Source organism: Sphingobium sp. HDIP04 (assembly GCF_000445085.1).
GTDB classification, from domain to species: Bacteria; Pseudomonadota; Alphaproteobacteria; order Sphingomonadales; family Sphingomonadaceae; genus Sphingobium; species Sphingobium indicum.
The window spans coordinates 21,533-38,834 of sequence record NZ_ATDO01000067.1 but is presented as its reverse complement, the minus strand read 5'-3'; the positions used below and the strand labels follow the sequence as shown (position 1 = coordinate 38,834).

The window sequence follows — 17,302 nt, the reverse complement described above, 5'->3', positions numbered from 1 at the left end:
CCCACCGCGCCGCCGGTCGCGGCCTGGCCGCTCCATGCGCCGCGCCAGATGTCCGCCAGCGCGCCCGGAATGGCGGCGGCATGGAGGATCAGCACGGTCGCCACGCCGATCAGATAGACCGCGACCTTGAGGGGGGTCAGCCGCTTCGCCACCTCGCCCAGCCAGGCCGCGCCGCCCAGCGTCACCAGCGCCACCGCGCCGGCCAGCATCGTGCCATAGGCCCAGCCATTGGCGAAGCCGGTCACCACCTTCACCTGCGCGAAGCTCTGGTTGACCTGCACCATGGGGATCGCCCCGAACAGCGCGAAGAAGGCGTAGAAGCCGCCCAGGATCAGGCCGATCCGGGGCCAGCCCCGCGCCGCGCCGACGGCCTTCAGCACATACATCGGCCCGCCATGCACATGGCCCCGGCCGTCGAAGGTGCGATATTTGAGGCCCAGCGTGACCTCCGCCATCTTCACCGTCATGGCGAACCAGCCGATGACGAACATCCACAGGATCGCGCCCGGCCCGCCCATGGTCAGCGCCACCGCGACGCCCGCGATATTGCCGAGGCCGATGGTGCCTGAAAGCGCGGTGGAGAGCGCGCCCCACTGGCTGACGTCGCCCTTTGCCTCGCCCTCATGCGGCTGGGTGCGCAGGATGCGGAGCGCCCGGCCCACCGCCGTGACATTGGGAAAGCCCAGCCAGGCGGTGAAGAACAGCATCGGCAGTGCCAGATAGAGCACGATCAGTTCGATCTGCGCGCCCAGCACCGGCACCTTCATGAAGACCGCGCCGGAAAGGGCGTCGACCGCTGCGTTGAATCCGTCCATTTGCAAGGGGATGGCCGGTCCTTGCTGGAAAGTCGAACAAAGATTGCTATGGGAGGGGAACAGGGTTCACCGCATCGGCGGGCGAGGATGATGAGCAGGACATATTTCGGCACCGACGGCATTCGCGGGCGCACCAACCAATGGCCGATGACCGCCGAACTGGCGATGAAGGTCGGCATGGCGGCGGGCAAGCATTTCAAGCGTGGCACGCATCGCCATCGCGTGGTGATCGGCAAGGATACGCGGCTTTCCGGTTATATGGTGGAGAATGCGCTGGTCGCGGGCTTCACCGCCGTGGGCATGGACGTGGTGCAGTTCGGGCCAATCCCGACTCCGGCGGTGGCGCTGCTGGCCCATTCGATGCGCGCCGATCTGGGCGTGATGATCTCCGCCAGTCACAATCCCTATTTCGACAATGGCATCAAACTGTTCGGGCCGGACGGCTACAAGCTGTCGGACGAGGACGAGATGAAGATCGAGGCGATGCTGGAGCAGGAGATTCCGCTCGCCGCGTCGCAGGACATCGGCCGCGCCCGCCGGGTCGAGGATGCGCGGGGCCGCTATATCCACGCGGTCAAATCCAGCTTTCCGGCCGATCTGCGGCTGGACGGGCTGAAGATCGTGGTCGATTGCGCCAATGGGGCGGCCTATCAGGTCGCGCCCTCCGCCTTCTGGGAATTGGGGGCGGAGGTGGTGGCGATCGGCGTCACGCCCAACGGCATCAACATCAACGACCGTTGCGGTTCGACATCGCCCCAGCTTTTGCAGGAAAGCGTGGTGTCGGCGGGGGCGGATATCGGCATTGCGCTGGACGGCGACGCTGATCGGCTGATCGTGGTGGACGAACATGGCGCCATTGTCGACGGCGACCAGATCATGGCGCTGATCGCGGGCAATTTCGCGCGGGCGGGGACGCTGCGCGGCGGCGGGCTGGTGGCGACGGTGATGTCCAACCTGGGGCTGGAGCGGTTCCTGTCCGGGCAGGGCATGGCGCTGGAGCGGACCAAGGTCGGCGACCGCTATGTGCTGGAGCGGATGCGGGAGGGCGGCTTCAACGTCGGCGGCGAGCAGTCGGGGCATATGATCCTGTCCGACTATGCGACCACCGGCGACGGCACGGTGGCGGCGTTGCAGGTGCTGGCGGCGCTGGTGCGGTCCGGCAAGCCCGCGAGCGAAGTGCTGCACCAGTTCGATCCGGTGCCGCAATTGCTGAAGAATGTCCGCTTCTCCGGCGGCAAGCCGCTGGAGCATGAGGATGTGAAGCGGGTGATCGCCCAGGCGGAGGCGGAGCTGAACGGCAGCGGGCGGCTGGTGATCCGGCCTTCGGGCACGGAGCCGGTGATCCGCGTGATGGCCGAGGGCGACCGGGAGGATCAGGTGAAGGATGTGGTCGAGCGCATCTGCGACGCGGTGGCGAAGGCGGCGGCGTGACGGAGTTGCGTTGCGGTTGTCCTTGCGGATATGGGGTTGCCTTTCCGGCGCATCCGGTCCGGGGGAGGTGGCGGGAGATGGGTTCCCGCCTGCGCGGGAACGACGGATGGAGGGCGATCATCCATGCTTGAGATGCGGCCCGATTGCGAGCGTTGCGGGGTCGACCTGCCCGCCGATGAGCCGGGGGCGTTCATCTGTTCCTTCGAATGCAGCTTTTGCGCGCCCTGCGCGGAGGCGTTGGACGATCGTTGCCCCAATTGCGGCGGGGAGTTGATGGACCGGCCGACGCGGATGGGGGATGCGCTGACGCGGCATCCGGCGTCGACGGAGCGCAAATATAAGGCATGAGTGTCGCCCGCATCCTGATCATCGCTGGGTCCGATAGTGGCGGGGGCGCGGGCATCCAGGCGGATATCCGGACCGTGACGCTGCTGGGCGGCCATGCGATGACCGCGATCACCGCGATCACGGCACAGAATACCCTGGGAGTTCAGGGCGGCGTGCAGGGCGTCCATCCCGTTCCGACCGACATGGTGCTGCGGCAGATGGAGAGCGTGATCGGCGACATCGGCGTCGATGCGGTGAAGATCGGCATGATCGGATCGGCGGAGACCGCCGTGGCGGTGGCGGAGCGGCTGGCGGCGCTGGAGGGCGTGCCCATCGTGTTCGATCCGGTCATGGTGGCGACCAGCGGGTCCGTGCTGGCGGACGGGGAGACCATCGCGGCGTTTGAGCGGCTGATGGCGCTCGCCACGCTGGTGACGCCCAATATTCCGGAACTGGCGGCGCTGGGCGGGGAGGAGATCGCGGTCCGTTTCGCGACGCATGTGCTGGCCAAGGGCGGGCATGGCGAGGGGCCGATGCTGACCGACCGGCTGATCGGGCCGCGGGGCGTGGTGAAGGCGTGGAGCAATGCGCGGATCGACACGCGGCACAGCCATGGCACGGGCTGCACGCTGGCCAGCGCGGTCGCGACCGGGCTGGGGCAGGGGCTGGACCTGATCGACGCCATCGAGCGGGCGCGCAAATATGTGCGGGCGGCGCTGGCGTTGGCGCCGGGCCTGGGGCAGGGCCATGGGCCGATGGGCGCGCCCTTCGGATTTCACGACCATGCCTGATTTCGCCCATGAACTGCTGCACCATCCGGGGCTGGTGGCCGGGGTGGACGAGGCCGGGCGCGGGCCGCTGGCCGGGCCGGTCGTGGCGGCGGCGGTGATCCTGCGGCAGGAGGACTGCCCCGAAGGCCTCAACGACTCCAAGCAATTGAGCGCGGCCCGGCGCGCCGTGCTGGAGGGGGAGATCAAGGCGCGGGCGCTGTGCTGGGGGCTGGGGGTCGCCTCGGTCGAGGAGATCGACAGCCTCAACATCCTCTGGGCGACGATGCTGGCGATGACGCGGGCGGTCGAGGCGCTGGCCCATGACTGCGCGCATGTGCTGGTGGACGGCAATCGCTGCCCGCAATGGCGCTGGGCGTCGACCGCGATCGTCGAGGGCGACGCCAAATGCCTGTCCATCGCGGCGGCATCCATCCTGGCGAAGGAGGCGCGCGACCGGATGATGGTGGAGGCGGCGGCGGCGCATCCCCATTATGGCTGGGAAAGCAACAAGGGCTATGGCAGCGCCAGGCATCTCGCGGCGTTGCGGGAACATGGCCCGACGCCGCTGCATCGCAGGAGCTTTGCGCCGGTCGCGCAGTTGAGTTTGCTGTAGAACGCATCCGGGGCTGGCGCTGGCGCGTCTTATGGTTAAAAAAGCGTTTATGCGCGCTTTTCTAACCTCAATGCTGCTTATGTTCTGCGCCATTGCCGTTCCGGCCGGGGCGCAGGAGCCGGTGGGGGCGGGCGGCTATCGCTGGCTGGAGGAAGGCCCCTTTGCCGGGCCGCTCTATCTGGTGATCAGCATCGAGCGGCAGATGGCGCATGTCTATGACGGCGACCGGCTGGTGGGGATGGCCAGCGTGTCGACCGGCATGAAGGGGCATCGCACGCCGACCGGGGAGTTTCCCGTGCTGCAGAAGCGGCAATGGCATCGGTCGAACCTCTATTCCAACGCGCCCATGCCCTTCATGCAGCGGCTGACCTGGGACGGGATCGCGCTGCATGCCGGGCATAATCCGGGCTATCCGGCGAGCCATGGGTGCATCCGCCTGCCCCAGCCATTTGCGCGCAGGCTGTTCGGGATGACGCAGGTCGGGACTTTGGTGAGCGTGACGTCGGATCGTTTGAGTCCGGTGCTGATGGTGGATGCGCTGGTGGCGGGCGATCCGGGCAGCGCGGTCGTGACCTTCTCGCCGCAGGCCGCGCCGGTGGTGTTGGCGCAGCGGGATGAGACGGTGTCGCCGATGCTGGAGGTCGATCCGGGGATTTTCCGGCTGCGGTTGATGCGGCGGTAGGGGGTGGCGATATTTGGGAGATGATGGGTTGGGAGGGTTGGCGGAGCTATCCTGTTCCTCCCCATCGGGAGATGGGGAGGGTCGAAGAGAGGCACGTGACTCTCTTCGACGCGCGAAGCGTGGTGGAGGGGAAGAGGCGCGACCTCCGAATTTCCCCTCCACCACCGCCTTTGGCGGCGGTCCCCCTCCCCACGCTTCGCGTAGGGAGGAATTGGTGGCAGTTCTTCGTGATTTCGGCCGGATGATCAGGCCGCTTCGGCGGTTTCTTCCGTCGCGGGGAGGCGGATGAGATAGTCGAAGGCGGAGAGCGCCGCCGTCGATCCCGCGCCGCAGGCGATCACGATCTGCTTGTAGGGCACGGTCGTGCAGTCGCCCGCCGCGAAGATGCCGGGCTGGCTGGTTTCGCCGCGCGCGTCGATCTCTATCTCGCCGCGGGGGGAAAGGGCGATGCTGTCCTTCAGCCATTCGGTGTTGGGGACAAGGCCGATCTGGACGAAAATGCCCTCCAGTTCGACATCATGTTCCGTGCCGCTGTTGCGGTCCTTGTAGCTGAGGCCGGTGACGCGCTCGCCATTGCCGTCCACCCTGGTGGTGAGGGCCGACGTGATGATCTTCACGTTCGGCAGGCTGGCGAGCTTGCGTTGCAGCACCGCGTCGGCGCGCAGTTGGCTGTCATATTCGATCAGCGTCACATGGGCGACGATGCCGGCCAGGTCGATGGCCGCCTCCACGCCGCTGTTGCCGCCGCCGATCACCGCCACGCGCTTGCCCTTGAAGAGGGGGCCGTCGCAATGGGGGCAGTAGGCGACGCCCTTGTTGCGATATTCCTCCTCGCCGGGGACGCCCATCTGCCGCCAGCGGGCGCCGGTGGAGAGGATGACGGTGCGGCCTTTCAGCGAGGCGCCATTTTCGAGGACGACTTCATGATAGCCGCCCTCGGTCCGGGCCGGGATCAGCTTCGCCGCCTTTTGCAGGTTCATGATCTCGACATCATAATCCTTGACGTGCGCCTCCAGCGCGGCGGCGAATTTGGGGCCTTCGGTGCGGCTGACCGAGACGAAATTCTCGATATCCATGGTGTCGAGCACCTGGCCGCCGAAGCGTTCCGCCGCGATGCCGGTGCGGATGCCCTTGCGCGCCGCATAGATGGCCGCCGCCGCGCCCGCGGGGCCGCCGCCGACGATCAGCACCTCGAACGGATCCTGGGCCTTGATCTTGTCCGCCGCGCGCGCTGCCGCGCCGCTGTCGATCTTCGCGACGATCTGCTCCAGTTCCATGCGGCCGCTGGCGAAGGGTTCGCCGTTCAGGAAGACGGTAGGGACGGCCATGACCTTGCGGGCGTCGACCTCCTCCTGGAACAGCGCGCCGTCGATGGCGGTGTGGCGGATGCGGGGGTTGAGGACCGCCATCAGGTTCAGCGCCTGCACCACGTCGGGGCAATTCTGGCAGGAGAGCGAGAAATAGGTTTCGAAGGCGAAGTCGCCGTCGATATCCTTGATCTGCTGGATCAGATCCTGCGCGGCCTTCGACGGATGGCCGCCGACCTGGAGCAGGGCGAGGACAAGGCTGGTGAATTCATGGCCCATGGGGAGGCCCGCGAAGGTGACGCCGATGTCCGTTCCGGCGCGGCGGATCATGAAGCTGGGGACGCGCCTGTCGCTGCCTGTGGCGATGGACACCTTGTCTGAAAGTTCGGCGATCTCTTCCAGCAGGGTCTTGAGTTCGCGGCTCTTCGCGCCGTCGTCCAGCGATGCGACCAGTTCGATGGGCTGGGTGATGTTCGCCATATAGGCCTTGAGCTGACCCTTGAGATTTGCGTCCAACATATCGGTCTCCATGGTTGGGCGCGCCTATCCGGGGCGCGGCTTGACGATCGCCGGGATGGTGCGATCCGAAGGCCCGGCGTTTTTGCTAATGATCTGGCGGTCTTGCCGTTCCCTGCTCCTGCGAAGGCAGGACTGCGGTTCAAGCGGCTGGACTGGGCTCCTGCCTTCGCAGGAGCACGCAGCATGCAAAGGCCCTGCCGGATCAGGGAGGAACTCTACCCGATCCGGCAGATGCCCTTTCAGGTCTTTAGATCTTGCCGACGAGGTCGAGCGACGGAGCAAGGGTCGCTTCGCCTTCTTCCCACTTGGCCGGGCAGACTTCGCCGGGATTGGCGGCGACATATTGGGCGGCCTTGATCTTGCGGAGCAGTTCGGTCGCGTTGCGGCCGACGCCTTCCGAGGTGATTTCCATGAACTGGATCACGCCTTCGGGATCGACCAGGAAGGTGGCGCGGTCGGCCAGGCCGACGCCCGGGCGCATCACGTCGAAATTATTGGTGATCTGGCCCGACTGGTCGCCCAGCATGTAATAGTTGATCTTGCCGATGGCCGGCGAGGTGTCGTGCCACGCCTTGTGGCTGAAATGCGTGTCGGTCGACACCGAATACACCTCGACGTTCAGCTTCTGCAGCGTCGGGTAGATGTCGGCCAGGTCTTCCAGCTCCGTCGGGCAGACGAAGGTGAAGTCGGCGGGGTAGAAGAAGAAGACGGCCCACTTGCCCTTCACGTCGGCGTCGGTCACGTCGACAAACTTGCCTTCCTTGTAAGCGGTGGCCTTGAACGGCTTGATGGTCGTATTGATAAGCGCCATGGGCTTTCCAGTTCCTTTTCAGGGGTTGCTGTTGCCCGACCCATGTAGGGAATGCGCACGGCGGCGGGAAATTGGTTTTATCGACCAGGTTGATTGATAAAAGCGATCACTGCCGGTTCATTGATCGGCTTGGGCTGTAACTGCATCCAGACGATGGCGAGCCGGCAGATGGCGGTTTTCCGTGACCCCTTAAATGTCGCGCCAGCCCACCCCCTGGCCCCTTCAAACGAGTCACGCGCCTCGTTTGAACGCCTGCGGGAGGGGGAATGGCGGGGAACCACCCGCACACGCAATCTGGCGAGTCTTGAATTTGTCGACGCTGGCTAGCCGTTCCTCGGCTTTTCCAGGACATAGTTCATCGCCTCCTCCAGCATGCCCAGCGCTTCCTCTATGGTGAAGGTGGAGGAATCGAGGCACAGTTCCAGCCACAGGCCGTCGATCATCGCGGTCAGCGCGATGGCGGCGATGCGCGCCTCCGGCCGGGCGATCTGGGGGGCGGCCTCCCGCAGCAGCACCTCCATGCGTTCGCGCCCGCCGCCATAGGTTTCGGCATGGGTGGCGGCGATGGCCGGATTGGTCTTGTTGAGGCTCCAGAAGGAAATCCAGGTCGCCAGCAGATTGGGGTCCAGCACCGGCGGCTGGAAATTGGAACGCAGATAGGCCCAGAGCCGGTCGCGGGGGGAGGGTCCGGCCTCCGCCACGGCGCGCTCCATCGCGGCGGCGACCTTTTCGCCGACATCGCGATAGGTGGCCAGGATCAGCGCGTCGACGCCGTCGAAATAATGGGTGAGAAGGCCCGCCGAAACGCCGGCATAGGCGCAGATGGCGCGGACGGACGTGCCGCCCACCCCCTTTTCCGCAAGGCAGCGCGCCGTCGCCTCGATCAGGGCCTGCCGCCGGACATCGGCGGATTCGCGAACGAACCGTGCCCTTTCGGGACGCCCCTCAACCTTGTGCTCCATGTCTTTTCCCCGCCCATGATCCGCCCTTCCCGCCGAAGCCGCCGACAGGCGGCCCGTCCCCTGCCAGGAAAAGGGATCGAAGCCCCGCGTTCAGCGGTTTATGGGGTCAATTGCAAGGAGAAATATGGATGACATGTCGCAATATGGGCCTGATCCTCCCGCTCATCGCGATGGGAGCGCTAACGTCCGGTTGCGCCAAGGGCGTGGACGAAGGCGGGGCCGCGAACAATGCCGGACGGCCGGTGGAGGTGGAGGCGATGGCGGAGCCGGACGCCGTGGACGCGGCCGCCAATGAGGCGACAGGTCCGCCCACCGACGCGTGGGTCGGGCGGTGGAACGGGCCGGAGGGGCTGTTCCTGGACATCCAGCCTTCGCCCGACGGGCGGCGCGGCCATTACGCCATCGCCAACCAGGACAATCTGGACCGGCAGGGGGACTATGCCGGGGTGGCGGAGGGCGCGACGATCCGCTTCGCGCGCGACGGCAGGGATCTGGTCATCCGTCCGGGGACGGGCGCGGAAACCGGGTTCAAGGATCTGGCCGGCCGGCAGGATTGCCTGATCGTGCTGCCGGGGCGGGAGGGCTATTGCCGCTGATCCGGTCAGGAACCCGCTCGCTCGCTTGCGCATTATGCCGCCGGGAGGCGTGAAGACGAGGAGGATTCATATGGCGGATTATCAGGAACGTCCGGCGACGACCACGATCATCGAAAAGCGCGGCGGCGGCGGCACCATGGTGGCGGTTCTGCTGCTGGTCGTGGTGGTGGCGATCGCCGCCTTCTTCCTGATCGGCAGCGAGAGCCGGAAGGACAGCGCCGTCGAAAGCGCGGCCACCCAGGTCGGCCAGGCCGCGAGCGATGTCGGCGACGCGGCCAAGGACGCGGCCGGGACTGTGAAGGAACAACCGGCGGATTGATCGGCCTGGACGCATTCAGGACTTGTCGGACCGGGTGATCTGGGTGGGGAGCGGATGTCCCCCTATCCGTCACCCCGGGTCCTTCGACAAGCTCAGGACAGGCTTGATCCGGGGTCCCGCTTTCTTTCTGAGCGCGCGCCTCGTCCAAGGCAGCGGGACCCCGGGTCAAGCCCGGGGTGACGGAAAACGGATGACCGCACTGCCCATCCCGACATTTTCGAATTTGTCCGCTCGCCCTAGCCGCTCTCGCCTGCGGGAGGGGGATGACGGCCAACCATCGAAATCAAAAAAAGGGCGCTCCGTCGAGGAGCGCCCTTTTCTTTGTCTGCTGTTCCGGCTCAGCCGAAGTTGCTTAGCCTTCCACCTTTGCGTGCTTGGGGGCGGCTTCGTTGAGGATGCGCAGGATCTTCTTGAGCGCGCTCGGTTCGTCCGTTTCCTCCATCGCCGCGAGTTCGCGGGCGAGGCGGCTGGACGCCGCTTCGAAGATCTGCCGTTCGGAATAGCTCTGTTCCGGCTGGTCGTCGGCGCGGAACAGGTCGCGGGTCACTTCGGCGATCGACACCAGGTCGCCCGAATTGATCTTCGCTTCATATTCCTGGGCGCGGCGCGACCACATGGTGCGCTTCACCTTGGGCTTGCCCTTCAGCGTCTCGACCGCTTCCTCCAGCGTCTTGTTGGAGGACAGCTTGCGCATGCCGACGCCCTCGGCCTTGTTGGTGGGCACGCGGAGCGTCATGCGTTCCTTTTCGAAGCGGAGCACGTAAAGCTCCAGCTCCATGCCCGCGATCTGCTCCTTCTGAAGCTCTATGACGCGGCCAACGCCATGCTTGGGGTAAACAACATAATCACCTACGTCAAAGGACAGCGCCTTGGCAGCCATTTGAAACCTTTCCATTATTCCGGGAGGAGCGGTGGCGTTCGCCTTGCAGGTGCGAACGGATGCACGAGCCGAGGGGGATGCGGCGCCACCATCAAGTCATCAGGCATTTATCTCCGTAGCGGATGCGACCATGTCCGCCTGTTGGCCTCTATTTAGCAGATTCGTAACAAAATTGCCACCCCCGGACACAAAATCCGGGAGTGGTCGCGCAAATTAAACGCAATAGATAGTCGTTCGGAAAATGCCGGGCCGTTCGCGACGGCGCTGCGGCGCGGCGGTTCAGCTACCGGCGCCGGGTTCGGGCGAGAAGAACTGTTCGAACTTGTTTTCGATGCCCTTCATGTCGTCGGCATCGGCTGGCGCTTCGCCCTTGACGGTGATGTTGGGCCATTCGGCGGAGAATTTCGTGTTGAGCTCCAGCCATTTTTCCAGGCCGTTCTCCGTATCGGGCAGGATCGCCTCGGCCGGGCATTCCGGTTCGCACACGCCGCAATCGATGCACTCGTTCGGGTTGATGACCAGCATGTTCTCGCCCTCGTAGAAGCAATCCACGGGGCAAACCTCGACGCAATCCATATATTTGCAGCGGATGCAGTTATCGGTCACGACATAGGTCATGGGTCAGCACTCTTGGTATGGAGACAATTCGGCGCCCTGCTATGCGCGGCGGGCGCGAAGGTCAATGAGGATATTGTTGGGCGGCGGGTAGCGGGCTTTTCCCGTCATCCCTGCGGAGGCGGGGATTCTCTCCCCTGCCGATGAGCTTGGGGCAATGTCGGGAGATGGGTTCCCGCCTTCGCAGGAACGACGGTGGGGAGGGTCAGGCGCCGACCGTCAGTTCCTCATAGCAGGACTGGGCTTCGGGGGCGGGGCCACGGCGGCCGGGAAGCTGGAGGATGCGGACGACGCGCACGCCGCTGGGGTGGGGGAAGGTGATGAGGTCGCCCGCCCGCACCGGAGAATGGGAGCGCTCGATGCGGCGGCCGTTCAGGCGGATATGGCCGTCCTCCGCCATTTTCTGCGCGACCGAGCGGCTCTTCGCGAGGCGCGCGAACCAGAGGAATTTGTCGATGCGCAGGCTGGGGCCGTGGGCCGGAACCAGGCCCGCGTCAGCCATTGCGGCCCAGCAGTTCGGCCAGGCCGGCGAAGGCGTGGTTGCCGGTGGGCGCGGGGCCGGACGAGGCGGTCGCCGCGCGGCTTGCCCTGGGGCTTGCCCGCCGCCGGGACGCCGCGCTTGTCGCCGCGCTGTTGCTGGTGGGGGCGGGGCTTCTGGCGGCCGCGGAAGACCCAGTTGGGGCCGCCCTCTTCGGGCGCTTCCACGGGGCGGAAACCGGCGAGGCGCATCAGTTGCAGGAAGGCTTCTTCCGACAGGCCCAGCGAGACGATCTGCGGGCTTTGCGCGGTGAAGGCTTCGTTCTTGGCGATGGCTTCATGCGCGGTGCGGGCCATGCGTTCGGCCATGTCGATGCGCAGCATCTGGTCGCCGAAACCCCGGAAACCGGCGATGCGGGCGCCCATCTGGTCGAATTTCTCGCCCGCCGGGATCAGGGTGAGGCCGGGGCCGGGCAGCGGCAGGCAGGGCTTGCCCAGGCGGGCGGCCAGCAGGGCGGCGCGCCAGCGGGCGGAGCCGGGCTTGAGCAGGCCGGGATGGTAGATGTCGAGGACGCCGATATCGATGCCCGCGCGGCGCAGCAGGTGCCGCTGGTCCTTGTCGAGATGGCCGAGCGCCGAATCGAGGTCGGTGCGCGCGATCACGCCGCCCGCATCGGCAAGCTGCGCGAAGACGGCGCGGACCACGGCGGGGACTTCGGGGTCGGCGCTGCTCGCGACCATCTTGGTGAGGGGGAGGAGATGCTTTTCCTTCTGCGCATCGAACCATGTGGCGAGGCGGGTCGCGACCTGCTTCTGCACGTCCTGACCGAGAGTGAGGAGGGCGCGGTCCAGCCGGATTTCGGGGGCCAGCAGCGCGGAGCCGCCGTGCAGGCTCGCCACTGCATTGCCCTGCCAGCTTATGCCGGGGGCCTGACCCGCTTCGTCCGTGAGCGCGAAATCAGTATCGGGCGCGCCCAGTAATTCGTCAGCCTTCACTCGCAATATCCTTCCAAGGCGCCGTTCAGCGGCCGCCAGCAGCATCTTCCTGTCCTGATGCCGGGTAGCGCGATCGACCGAGAAACGAAATCCGTCAAGTCGCCCGATCGTCTCGCCATCGACGCAGACTGTCCCGTCCGGCTCCATTTCGACCGGCAGGTTGGCCGCGCTCTGGCCAATATCCCTTAGCAGAACCGTGGTGCGCCGGTCCACGAAACGCTGCGTCAGCGCGGCGTGGAGCGCGTCGGACAGCTTTTCTTCGAGGGCGCGGGTGCGTTCGGCCATTTCCGCCGGATGGGCGAGCCAGTCGGCGCGATGGGCGATGTAGGACCATGTGCGCGCCGCGGCGATGCGGCCCGAAAGCGTGTCGATGTCTCCCTGCACCGAATCGAGTCGGGCGATCTGCTGCGCGAACCAGTCGCGGGGGATGTGGCCCGTCCCTTCGGACAGGAAGCGCCAGATGCGGCTGACGGCGTGGGCATGATGTTCCGCGCCCAGCTTCTGGAAATCGGGCAGGCCGCAGGCGGCCCAGAGGCGTTCGACCTGTTGCTTCCCCCTGGCGCGTTCGATGACGACGGGGTCGTCGGCCAGCCGCTTGAGGACGGCCAGGTCCACCGCTTCGGGGGCGGGGCGCAGTTCGGGGCGTTCGGGCTTCTGCTCCAGGTCGGAGAGCAGGTGGTCGAGCCGGTCGGTGCGCGGCGTGCCGTCGCGCCAGAAAAGCTGTTCCACCGGGGGGAAGCGATGAGCCTCGATGGCTTCTATCTCTTCGGGGGTGAAGGCGGCGTCGCCATCTTCATGGCCCAGGCTGCCGAAGGTGCCGTCCTTGTGGTGGCGGCCTGCCCGGCCCGCGATCTGGGCCATTTCGCTGACGGTGAGGCGGCGGGTGCGGCGGCCGTCGAACTTGCGCAGGGAGGCGAAGGCGACATGGGCGACGTCCAGGTTCAGCCCCATGCCGATGGCGTCGGTGGCGACCAGATAATCGACCTCTCCATTCAGGAACATCTGCACCTGCGCGTTGCGGGTGCGGGGGGACAGCGCGCCCATCACCACCGCGGCGCCGCCCCGGAAGCGGCGGAGCATTTCGGCTACCGCGTAAACCTCTTCGGCGGAGAAGGCGACGATGGCGGACCGCTTGGGCAGGCGGGAGAGTTTCTTCGCGCCCGCATAGCTGAGGGTGGAGAAGCGGGGGCGGCCGATGATCTCCGCATCGGGGACCAGCGCCTTGACCAGGCGGCCGATGCTGGCGGAGCCGAGGATCATCGTTTCCTCGCGGCCCCTCGCCCGCAGCAGGCGGTCGGTGAAGATATGGCCGCGCTCCGGATCGGCGCCGAGTTGGGCTTCGTCGAGGGCCACGAAGGCGTAATCCTTGAGGCCGTCCTGCGCGGGTTCGCGGCCCCCGCCGATGGGCATGGATTCCGCCGTGCAGAGGAAATAGCGGGCGCCGGGGGGCACGATCTTTTCCTCGCCGGTGATGAGGGCGACCTGCGCCGGGCCCTTCATGCCGACCACCCGGTCATAGACCTCCCGCGCCAGCAGGCGCAGGGGGAAGCCCATCATGCCGGAGCTGTGGCCGCACATGCGTTCGACCGCCAAATGGGTCTTGCCGGTGTTGGTGGGGCCCAGGACGGCGGTGACGGGCGAGCGGGCGAATAGGGCCATGGTTCCCGCTATGTCGGGCATGGATCGGGGAAGGGCAAGGGGGAAGGGCGTGGCGGGAGGTCGAATGGGGTTTCCGGGGGTTGATTTGGGTGGGGAGCGGACCTTCCCCCTTTCGTCACCCCTTTCCCTATTCGTCACCCCGGACTTGATCCGGGGTCCCGCTGCCTTGGACGAGGCGCGGTGTGGAGGGAAAAGCGGGACCCCGGATCAAGTCCGGGGTGACGGCGGGGGTAATGGCCGCTCATGGCCATTTTGCCGCATTCCGAATTTATCCGCGCCGCCCGGCAAATCGGCGCGACGCGCTGTCGGCCGCCGGTCCTTCGCGCAGCACGTCCGGCCGCAGGAAAAGGGTTAAAAAAGCCGTCTTTATTTGACTTTAACCCTATGCCTTTACAGGATTGGGGATGAACGCGCGGCGGGGGTCGGGCGATATTTGCCCCGGGGGCCTGGTTCACCGTGTTTCATGAAGGTCAGATCAATGCCCAGCAGGGTGGCGCCTCCGCGTCCTTGTGGCTGACTGACTCGATCCGCAATGGGGGATCGGCCCAGGATCGGCGCGGCTGGCGAGAGAAGCTGCGCGATTGGGCCGAGGATGTGGAACTGGTCCCCGACCTTGGCCAGCGGGTGGGAAGTTTCACCTGGTTCCGGGGACTTGCGACCTGCCTTGGGCTGTGCGCGGCGGCGCTTTACCTGTCGCCGGGCTTCCATCCCCTGCCCGGCGCGCCGCAGCCGCTGATGCCGGCCAGGCAGTTCGATGAAGTGCGCAGCCAGATGATCATGCCCCTTGCCCTGGGCGCGGACAGCGGGCGGCGCATGGGTCCGACAGACGCGGTGCAGCCGCTGCGCGAGACGCCGGAGCGGCCGCAGATCGAATTGCGCGCGCAGATCGGCGGCAGCGATTCGCTGGGCCGCGCGCTGGCGCGGGCGGGCGTGAGCGGCGGCGACGTGGCCACGGTGACGAGCCTGGTCGCGGGCGACACCGGCGCGGGATTGAAGCCGGGCACGCCGCTGGACATCGTGCTGGGCCGCCGGGCGAGCCGGGACGTGCCGCGGCCCCTGGACAAGCTGGCCTTCCGGGCGCGGTTCGACCTGGGGATAGAGATTGCGCGGGTCGGCGGGGTCCTGCAAGTGCAGCGGACGGCGATCCATGTGGACGAGACGCCGCTGCGCATCCAGGGCGTGGTGGGCGAGAGCCTCTATCGTTCGGCGCGGGCGGCGGGCGCTCCGCCCAAGGCGATCCAGAGCTTCCTGCGCGTCGTCGCGCAGCAGGTCGATCTCGGATCGATCTCGGCCGGGGATCGCTATGACATCATCACCGAATATCGGCGGGCCGACACCGGCGACGTGGAGGTGGGCGACCTGCTGTTCGCCGGGCTTCACCGGGCCAGCGGGCGCGGCATCGACATGCTGAAATGGAACAGCGACGGGCGGACCCAGTGGTTCGAGGCGTCGGGCGTCGGCCAGCGGCGGGGCGTGCTGTCGGCGCCGGTGGCGGGGCGCATGTCGTCCAGCTTCGGCATGCGGCGCCATCCGATACTGGGCTATACCCGCATGCATGCGGGGATCGACTTTGCCGCCCACTACGGGTCGCCCATCTATGCGGCGACCGACGGCTTCGTGTCCTATGCCGGGCGGCATGGCGGGCATGGCAATTATGTCCGGCTGGAGCATGGCAACGGCCTTGCCACCGGCTATGCGCATATGAGCCGCATTGCCGCGTCGCCGGGGCAGCGGGTGCGGCAGGGGCAGGTGATCGGCTATGTCGGATCGTCCGGCCTGTCGACCGGGCCGCATCTGCATTATGAACTCTATCGCAACGGACGGACGATCAATCCGCTGTCTGTTCGCTTCACGACCACGGCGCAACTGGCCGGGCGGGAACTGGCGGCCTTCCGGGCGCGGCTGGCGCAGTTGAAGGGGTTGCGCATCGGCCTGCCCGTGCAGGTTGCGCATAAGAATGCGGCGCCGGCGGCCACCGGGAAATAGCTTTTCGCGGGCGACGCCGTCGGCTAACGGGCGGGAATGAACGCAGCGGCTTCCGACATCACCGCGATCCTGCTGGCCGGGGCGCGGCCGGTCCCCGATCCCCTGGCGGTGGCGGCGGGCGTAGCGGTCAAGCCGCTGGTGCCGGTGGCGGGGGAGCCGATGATCAACCGCCCGGCCCGCGCCCTGCTGGCGCATCCGGCGGTCGGGCGGCTGGTCGTTCTGACCCAGGCGCCCGAATTGTTCGCGGCCGATCCGGCGACGGCCTGGCTGGCGGAACATCCCAAAGTGCGGTTCGAAAGGAGCGGGGGCGGGATCGCGTCTTCGCTCATCGCCTTGCTGGACCGGGGGGATCTGCCCTTTCCCCTGCTGATGACGACGGCGGATCATGTGCTGCTGGACGGGTCCATGCTGGACCAGATGGCGCGGGAGGCATCGGGCGCCGACATCGCCGTGGCGATGGTCGAGCGGAGGACATTGCTGGCGCGCTATCCGGGGTCGCGGCGGACCTGGCTCAAATTCCGCGACGGCTGGTGGTCGGGGGCAAATATCTTCTGGTTCGGCAGCGGCAAGGCGCGGCCGGTGATCGCGCTGTGGCAGGAGGTCGAGCAGGACCGGAAGAAGGGGTGGAAGATAGTGTCCGCCTTCGGTCCTTTGACATTGCTGGGGGCGGTGTTACGGATTGCGACGCTGCGGGGCGGGATCGCGCGGGTAGGACGGCGGTTCGGGATCGTGGCGCGCCTGGTGGCGATGGAGAAGGCGGAGGCCTGCATCGACGCGGACAAGGTGGATGACGTGATGTTGATCGAGGGGATTCTGGCTGACGCAGCAGAATAGAACTTTCGTGCTCCTGCGCAGGCAGGAGTCCGAATCTCACACCACCGCCGGAACTGGGTTCCTGCCTGCGCAGGAACACGTATTTCCGCAGCCGCACTAATTATCTCAGTAGCCGTCCAGCGCCTCCAGCGCGGTGAAGCGTTGCGACCAGAGCGCGCCATAGACCGCCATCCACTGCACCACGGGCGCAAGGCCCTTGGCGCGGGCGGTATAGTAGGTTTCGCGGCCGGACCTGCGGGCCGTCACGAGGCTGGCGCGCTTCAGCTTGCCGAGATGGCGGGACACCATGGGTTGCGATACGCCGGAAATGGCGGTGAGGGCGTGGACGCTCTGTTCCCCCTCGCGCACCAGATATTCCAGCAGGGCGCGTCGGGTGCCGTCCGACAGGGCCTTGAAAAGTTCGTCGCAGGAGGCCGATCGATCGCCCCTTATAATATGTTCCGTCATGGCCAATTCATAATCGTAGGGTTATGAATGGGTCAAGGTGAAGACGATTTTTACCCTTCCAAGCGGCGTTAACCAAAAAAACTTCACGCCCCTTCCCCGCTGAGTCTTTTGCGCCACACTAGCCGATCTAGAGTCTTTCGAGTCGCGGTCGACTCAATATCTAGTGGCTACCCGGTTCGTTCCCGCCCGCGTTAACCATTATGGCAGGCTTGGACCCTAAGTCGCTGATCTTGACGGCCGACTCCCAAGGACTCAT

17 protein-coding genes and 1 pseudogene are annotated in these 17,302 nt (G+C 66.4%); 9 read left to right on the top strand and 9 right to left on the bottom strand.

Annotated elements, in window-relative coordinates; translation table 11 throughout:
* The coding region (locus L286_RS31505; RefSeq protein WP_021223256.1) for an alanine:cation symporter family protein at positions 1-815 on the bottom strand (815 nt) is incomplete at its 3' end.
* A 90-nt stretch (positions 816-905) separates the two neighbouring features.
* Here L286_RS31505 and glmM point away from each other — a divergent pair.
* The 5 genes from glmM (at position 906) to L286_RS31480 (ending at position 4,638) form a co-directional block, all read left to right on the top strand.
* Positions 906-2,246: a phosphoglucosamine mutase gene (gene glmM / locus L286_RS31500; RefSeq protein WP_007683565.1), complete on the top strand. Its 1,341-nt coding sequence runs from the start codon at positions 906-908 to the stop codon at positions 2,244-2,246.
* Positions 2,247-2,369: 123 nt separating this feature from the next.
* Positions 2,370-2,594 carry a DUF1272 domain-containing protein gene (locus L286_RS31495; RefSeq protein ID WP_007683567.1) on the top strand — a complete coding sequence of 75 codons (225 nt, stop codon included), beginning with the start codon at positions 2,370-2,372 and terminating at the stop codon, positions 2,592-2,594.
* Entirely contained in the window at positions 2,591-3,364 is a 774-nt protein-coding gene (thiD, locus tag L286_RS31490) for a bifunctional hydroxymethylpyrimidine kinase/phosphomethylpyrimidine kinase (protein WP_007683569.1), read from the top strand. Before L286_RS31495 ends, thiD begins: the two co-directional genes overlap by 4 nt.
* Positions 3,357-3,956: a ribonuclease HII gene (locus L286_RS31485; protein WP_007683571.1), complete on the top strand. Its 600-nt coding sequence runs from the start codon at positions 3,357-3,359 to the stop codon at positions 3,954-3,956. Before thiD ends, L286_RS31485 begins: the two co-directional genes overlap by 8 nt.
* 79 nt (positions 3,957-4,035) lie before the next feature.
* A complete protein-coding gene (locus L286_RS31480) occupies positions 4,036-4,638 on the top strand; it encodes a L,D-transpeptidase family protein (RefSeq protein ID WP_037493087.1) in 603 nt (200 codons plus the stop codon).
* 245 nt (positions 4,639-4,883) lie between these two features.
* On the opposite strand, the gene ahpF is transcribed toward L286_RS31480, so the two are convergent.
* From ahpF to L286_RS31465, 3 genes are all read right to left on the bottom strand, one after another.
* Entirely contained in the window at positions 4,884-6,464 is a 1,581-nt protein-coding gene (ahpF, locus tag L286_RS31475; protein WP_031293198.1) for an alkyl hydroperoxide reductase subunit F, read from the bottom strand.
* Between the two features lie 247 nt (positions 6,465-6,711).
* Positions 6,712-7,275: an alkyl hydroperoxide reductase subunit C gene (gene ahpC / locus L286_RS31470; protein ID WP_007683577.1), complete on the bottom strand. Its 564-nt coding sequence runs from the start codon at positions 7,273-7,275 to the stop codon at positions 6,712-6,714.
* A gap of 323 nt (positions 7,276-7,598) precedes the next feature.
* Positions 7,599-8,237: a TetR family transcriptional regulator C-terminal domain-containing protein gene (locus L286_RS31465; protein WP_013040905.1), complete on the bottom strand. Its 639-nt coding sequence runs from the start codon at positions 8,235-8,237 to the stop codon at positions 7,599-7,601.
* Positions 8,238-8,365: 128 nt separating this feature from the next.
* On the opposite strand from L286_RS31465, the gene L286_RS31460 reads away from it, so the two are divergent.
* Together L286_RS31460 and L286_RS31455 are read left to right on the top strand one after the other, a co-directional pair.
* Complete coding sequence (locus tag L286_RS31460; RefSeq protein WP_031293197.1) at positions 8,366-8,833, top strand: hypothetical protein; 468 nt, start codon at positions 8,366-8,368, stop codon at positions 8,831-8,833.
* 70 nt (positions 8,834-8,903) lie between these two features.
* On the top strand, positions 8,904-9,152 hold the full coding sequence (locus L286_RS31455; RefSeq protein WP_007683581.1) for a hypothetical protein: 249 nt from the start codon (positions 8,904-8,906) through the stop codon (positions 9,150-9,152).
* Between the two features lie 352 nt (positions 9,153-9,504).
* Here L286_RS31455 and L286_RS31450 read toward each other — a convergent pair whose 3' ends face one another.
* The 4 genes and pseudogenes from L286_RS31450 to L286_RS31440 form a co-directional block, all read right to left on the bottom strand.
* Positions 9,505-10,032, bottom strand: coding sequence for a CarD family transcriptional regulator (locus L286_RS31450; RefSeq protein ID WP_007683582.1), 528 nt, complete (start codon positions 10,030-10,032; stop codon positions 9,505-9,507).
* Positions 10,033-10,311: 279 nt separating this feature from the next.
* On the bottom strand, positions 10,312-10,650 hold the full coding sequence (gene fdxA, locus L286_RS31445) for a ferredoxin FdxA (protein ID WP_013040902.1): 339 nt from the start codon (positions 10,648-10,650) through the stop codon (positions 10,312-10,314).
* A 202-nt stretch (positions 10,651-10,852) separates the two neighbouring features.
* Positions 10,853-11,149 (bottom strand): RNA-binding S4 domain-containing protein, encoded by a 297-nt coding sequence (locus tag L286_RS0124430; protein WP_013040901.1) that lies wholly within the window; start codon positions 11,147-11,149, stop codon positions 10,853-10,855.
* Positions 11,142-13,800: pseudogene (locus tag L286_RS31440) on the bottom strand (helicase-related protein). Before L286_RS31440 ends, L286_RS0124430 begins: the two are co-directional and overlap by 8 nt.
* Before the next feature lie 435 nt (positions 13,801-14,235).
* On the opposite strand from L286_RS31440, the gene L286_RS31435 reads away from it, so the two are divergent.
* Together L286_RS31435 and L286_RS31430 are read left to right on the top strand one after the other, a co-directional pair.
* A complete protein-coding gene (locus L286_RS31435) occupies positions 14,236-15,765 on the top strand; it encodes a peptidoglycan DD-metalloendopeptidase family protein (RefSeq protein WP_021223251.1) in 1,530 nt (509 codons plus the stop codon).
* A 36-nt stretch (positions 15,766-15,801) separates the two neighbouring features.
* Positions 15,802-16,599, top strand: a complete 798-nt coding sequence (locus tag L286_RS31430; RefSeq protein ID WP_021223250.1) for a nucleotidyltransferase family protein — start codon at positions 15,802-15,804, stop codon at positions 16,597-16,599.
* Between the two features lie 105 nt (positions 16,600-16,704).
* On the opposite strand, the gene L286_RS31425 is transcribed toward L286_RS31430, so the two are convergent.
* Complete coding sequence (locus L286_RS31425) at positions 16,705-17,046, bottom strand: ArsR/SmtB family transcription factor (protein WP_013040897.1); 342 nt, start codon at positions 17,044-17,046, stop codon at positions 16,705-16,707.
* Positions 17,047-17,302 lie beyond the last annotated feature (256 nt).

What these genes read in the sequence shown, in the direction of transcription:
- glmM (WP_007683565.1), top strand. Translation starts at nt 906, where the DNA reads ATGAGCAGGACATATTTCGGCACCGACGGCATTCGCGGGCGCACCAAC.
- L286_RS31495 (WP_007683567.1), top strand. Translation starts at nt 2,370, where the DNA reads ATGCTTGAGATGCGGCCCGATTGCGAGCGTTGCGGGGTCGACCTGCCC.
- thiD (WP_007683569.1), top strand. Translation starts at nt 2,591, where the DNA reads ATGAGTGTCGCCCGCATCCTGATCATCGCTGGGTCCGATAGTGGCGGG.
- L286_RS31485 (WP_007683571.1), top strand. Translation starts at nt 3,357, where the DNA reads ATGCCTGATTTCGCCCATGAACTGCTGCACCATCCGGGGCTGGTGGCC.
- L286_RS31480 (WP_037493087.1), top strand. Translation starts at nt 4,036, where the DNA reads ATGTTCTGCGCCATTGCCGTTCCGGCCGGGGCGCAGGAGCCGGTGGGG.
- ahpF (WP_031293198.1), bottom strand. Translation starts at nt 6,464, where the DNA reads ATGTTGGACGCAAATCTCAAGGGTCAGCTCAAGGCCTATATGGCGAAC.
- ahpC (WP_007683577.1), bottom strand. Translation starts at nt 7,275, where the DNA reads ATGGCGCTTATCAATACGACCATCAAGCCGTTCAAGGCCACCGCTTAC.
- L286_RS31465 (WP_013040905.1), bottom strand. Translation starts at nt 8,237, where the DNA reads ATGGAGCACAAGGTTGAGGGGCGTCCCGAAAGGGCACGGTTCGTTCGC.
- L286_RS31460 (WP_031293197.1), top strand. Translation starts at nt 8,366, where the DNA reads ATGACATGTCGCAATATGGGCCTGATCCTCCCGCTCATCGCGATGGGA.
- L286_RS31455 (WP_007683581.1), top strand. Translation starts at nt 8,904, where the DNA reads ATGGCGGATTATCAGGAACGTCCGGCGACGACCACGATCATCGAAAAG.
- L286_RS31450 (WP_007683582.1), bottom strand. Translation starts at nt 10,032, where the DNA reads ATGGCTGCCAAGGCGCTGTCCTTTGACGTAGGTGATTATGTTGTTTAC.
- fdxA (WP_013040902.1), bottom strand. Translation starts at nt 10,650, where the DNA reads ATGACCTATGTCGTGACCGATAACTGCATCCGCTGCAAATATATGGAT.
- L286_RS0124430 (WP_013040901.1), bottom strand. Translation starts at nt 11,149, where the DNA reads ATGGCTGACGCGGGCCTGGTTCCGGCCCACGGCCCCAGCCTGCGCATC.
- L286_RS31430 (WP_021223250.1), top strand. Translation starts at nt 15,802, where the DNA reads ATGAACGCAGCGGCTTCCGACATCACCGCGATCCTGCTGGCCGGGGCG.
- L286_RS31425 (WP_013040897.1), bottom strand. Translation starts at nt 17,046, where the DNA reads ATGACGGAACATATTATAAGGGGCGATCGATCGGCCTCCTGCGACGAA.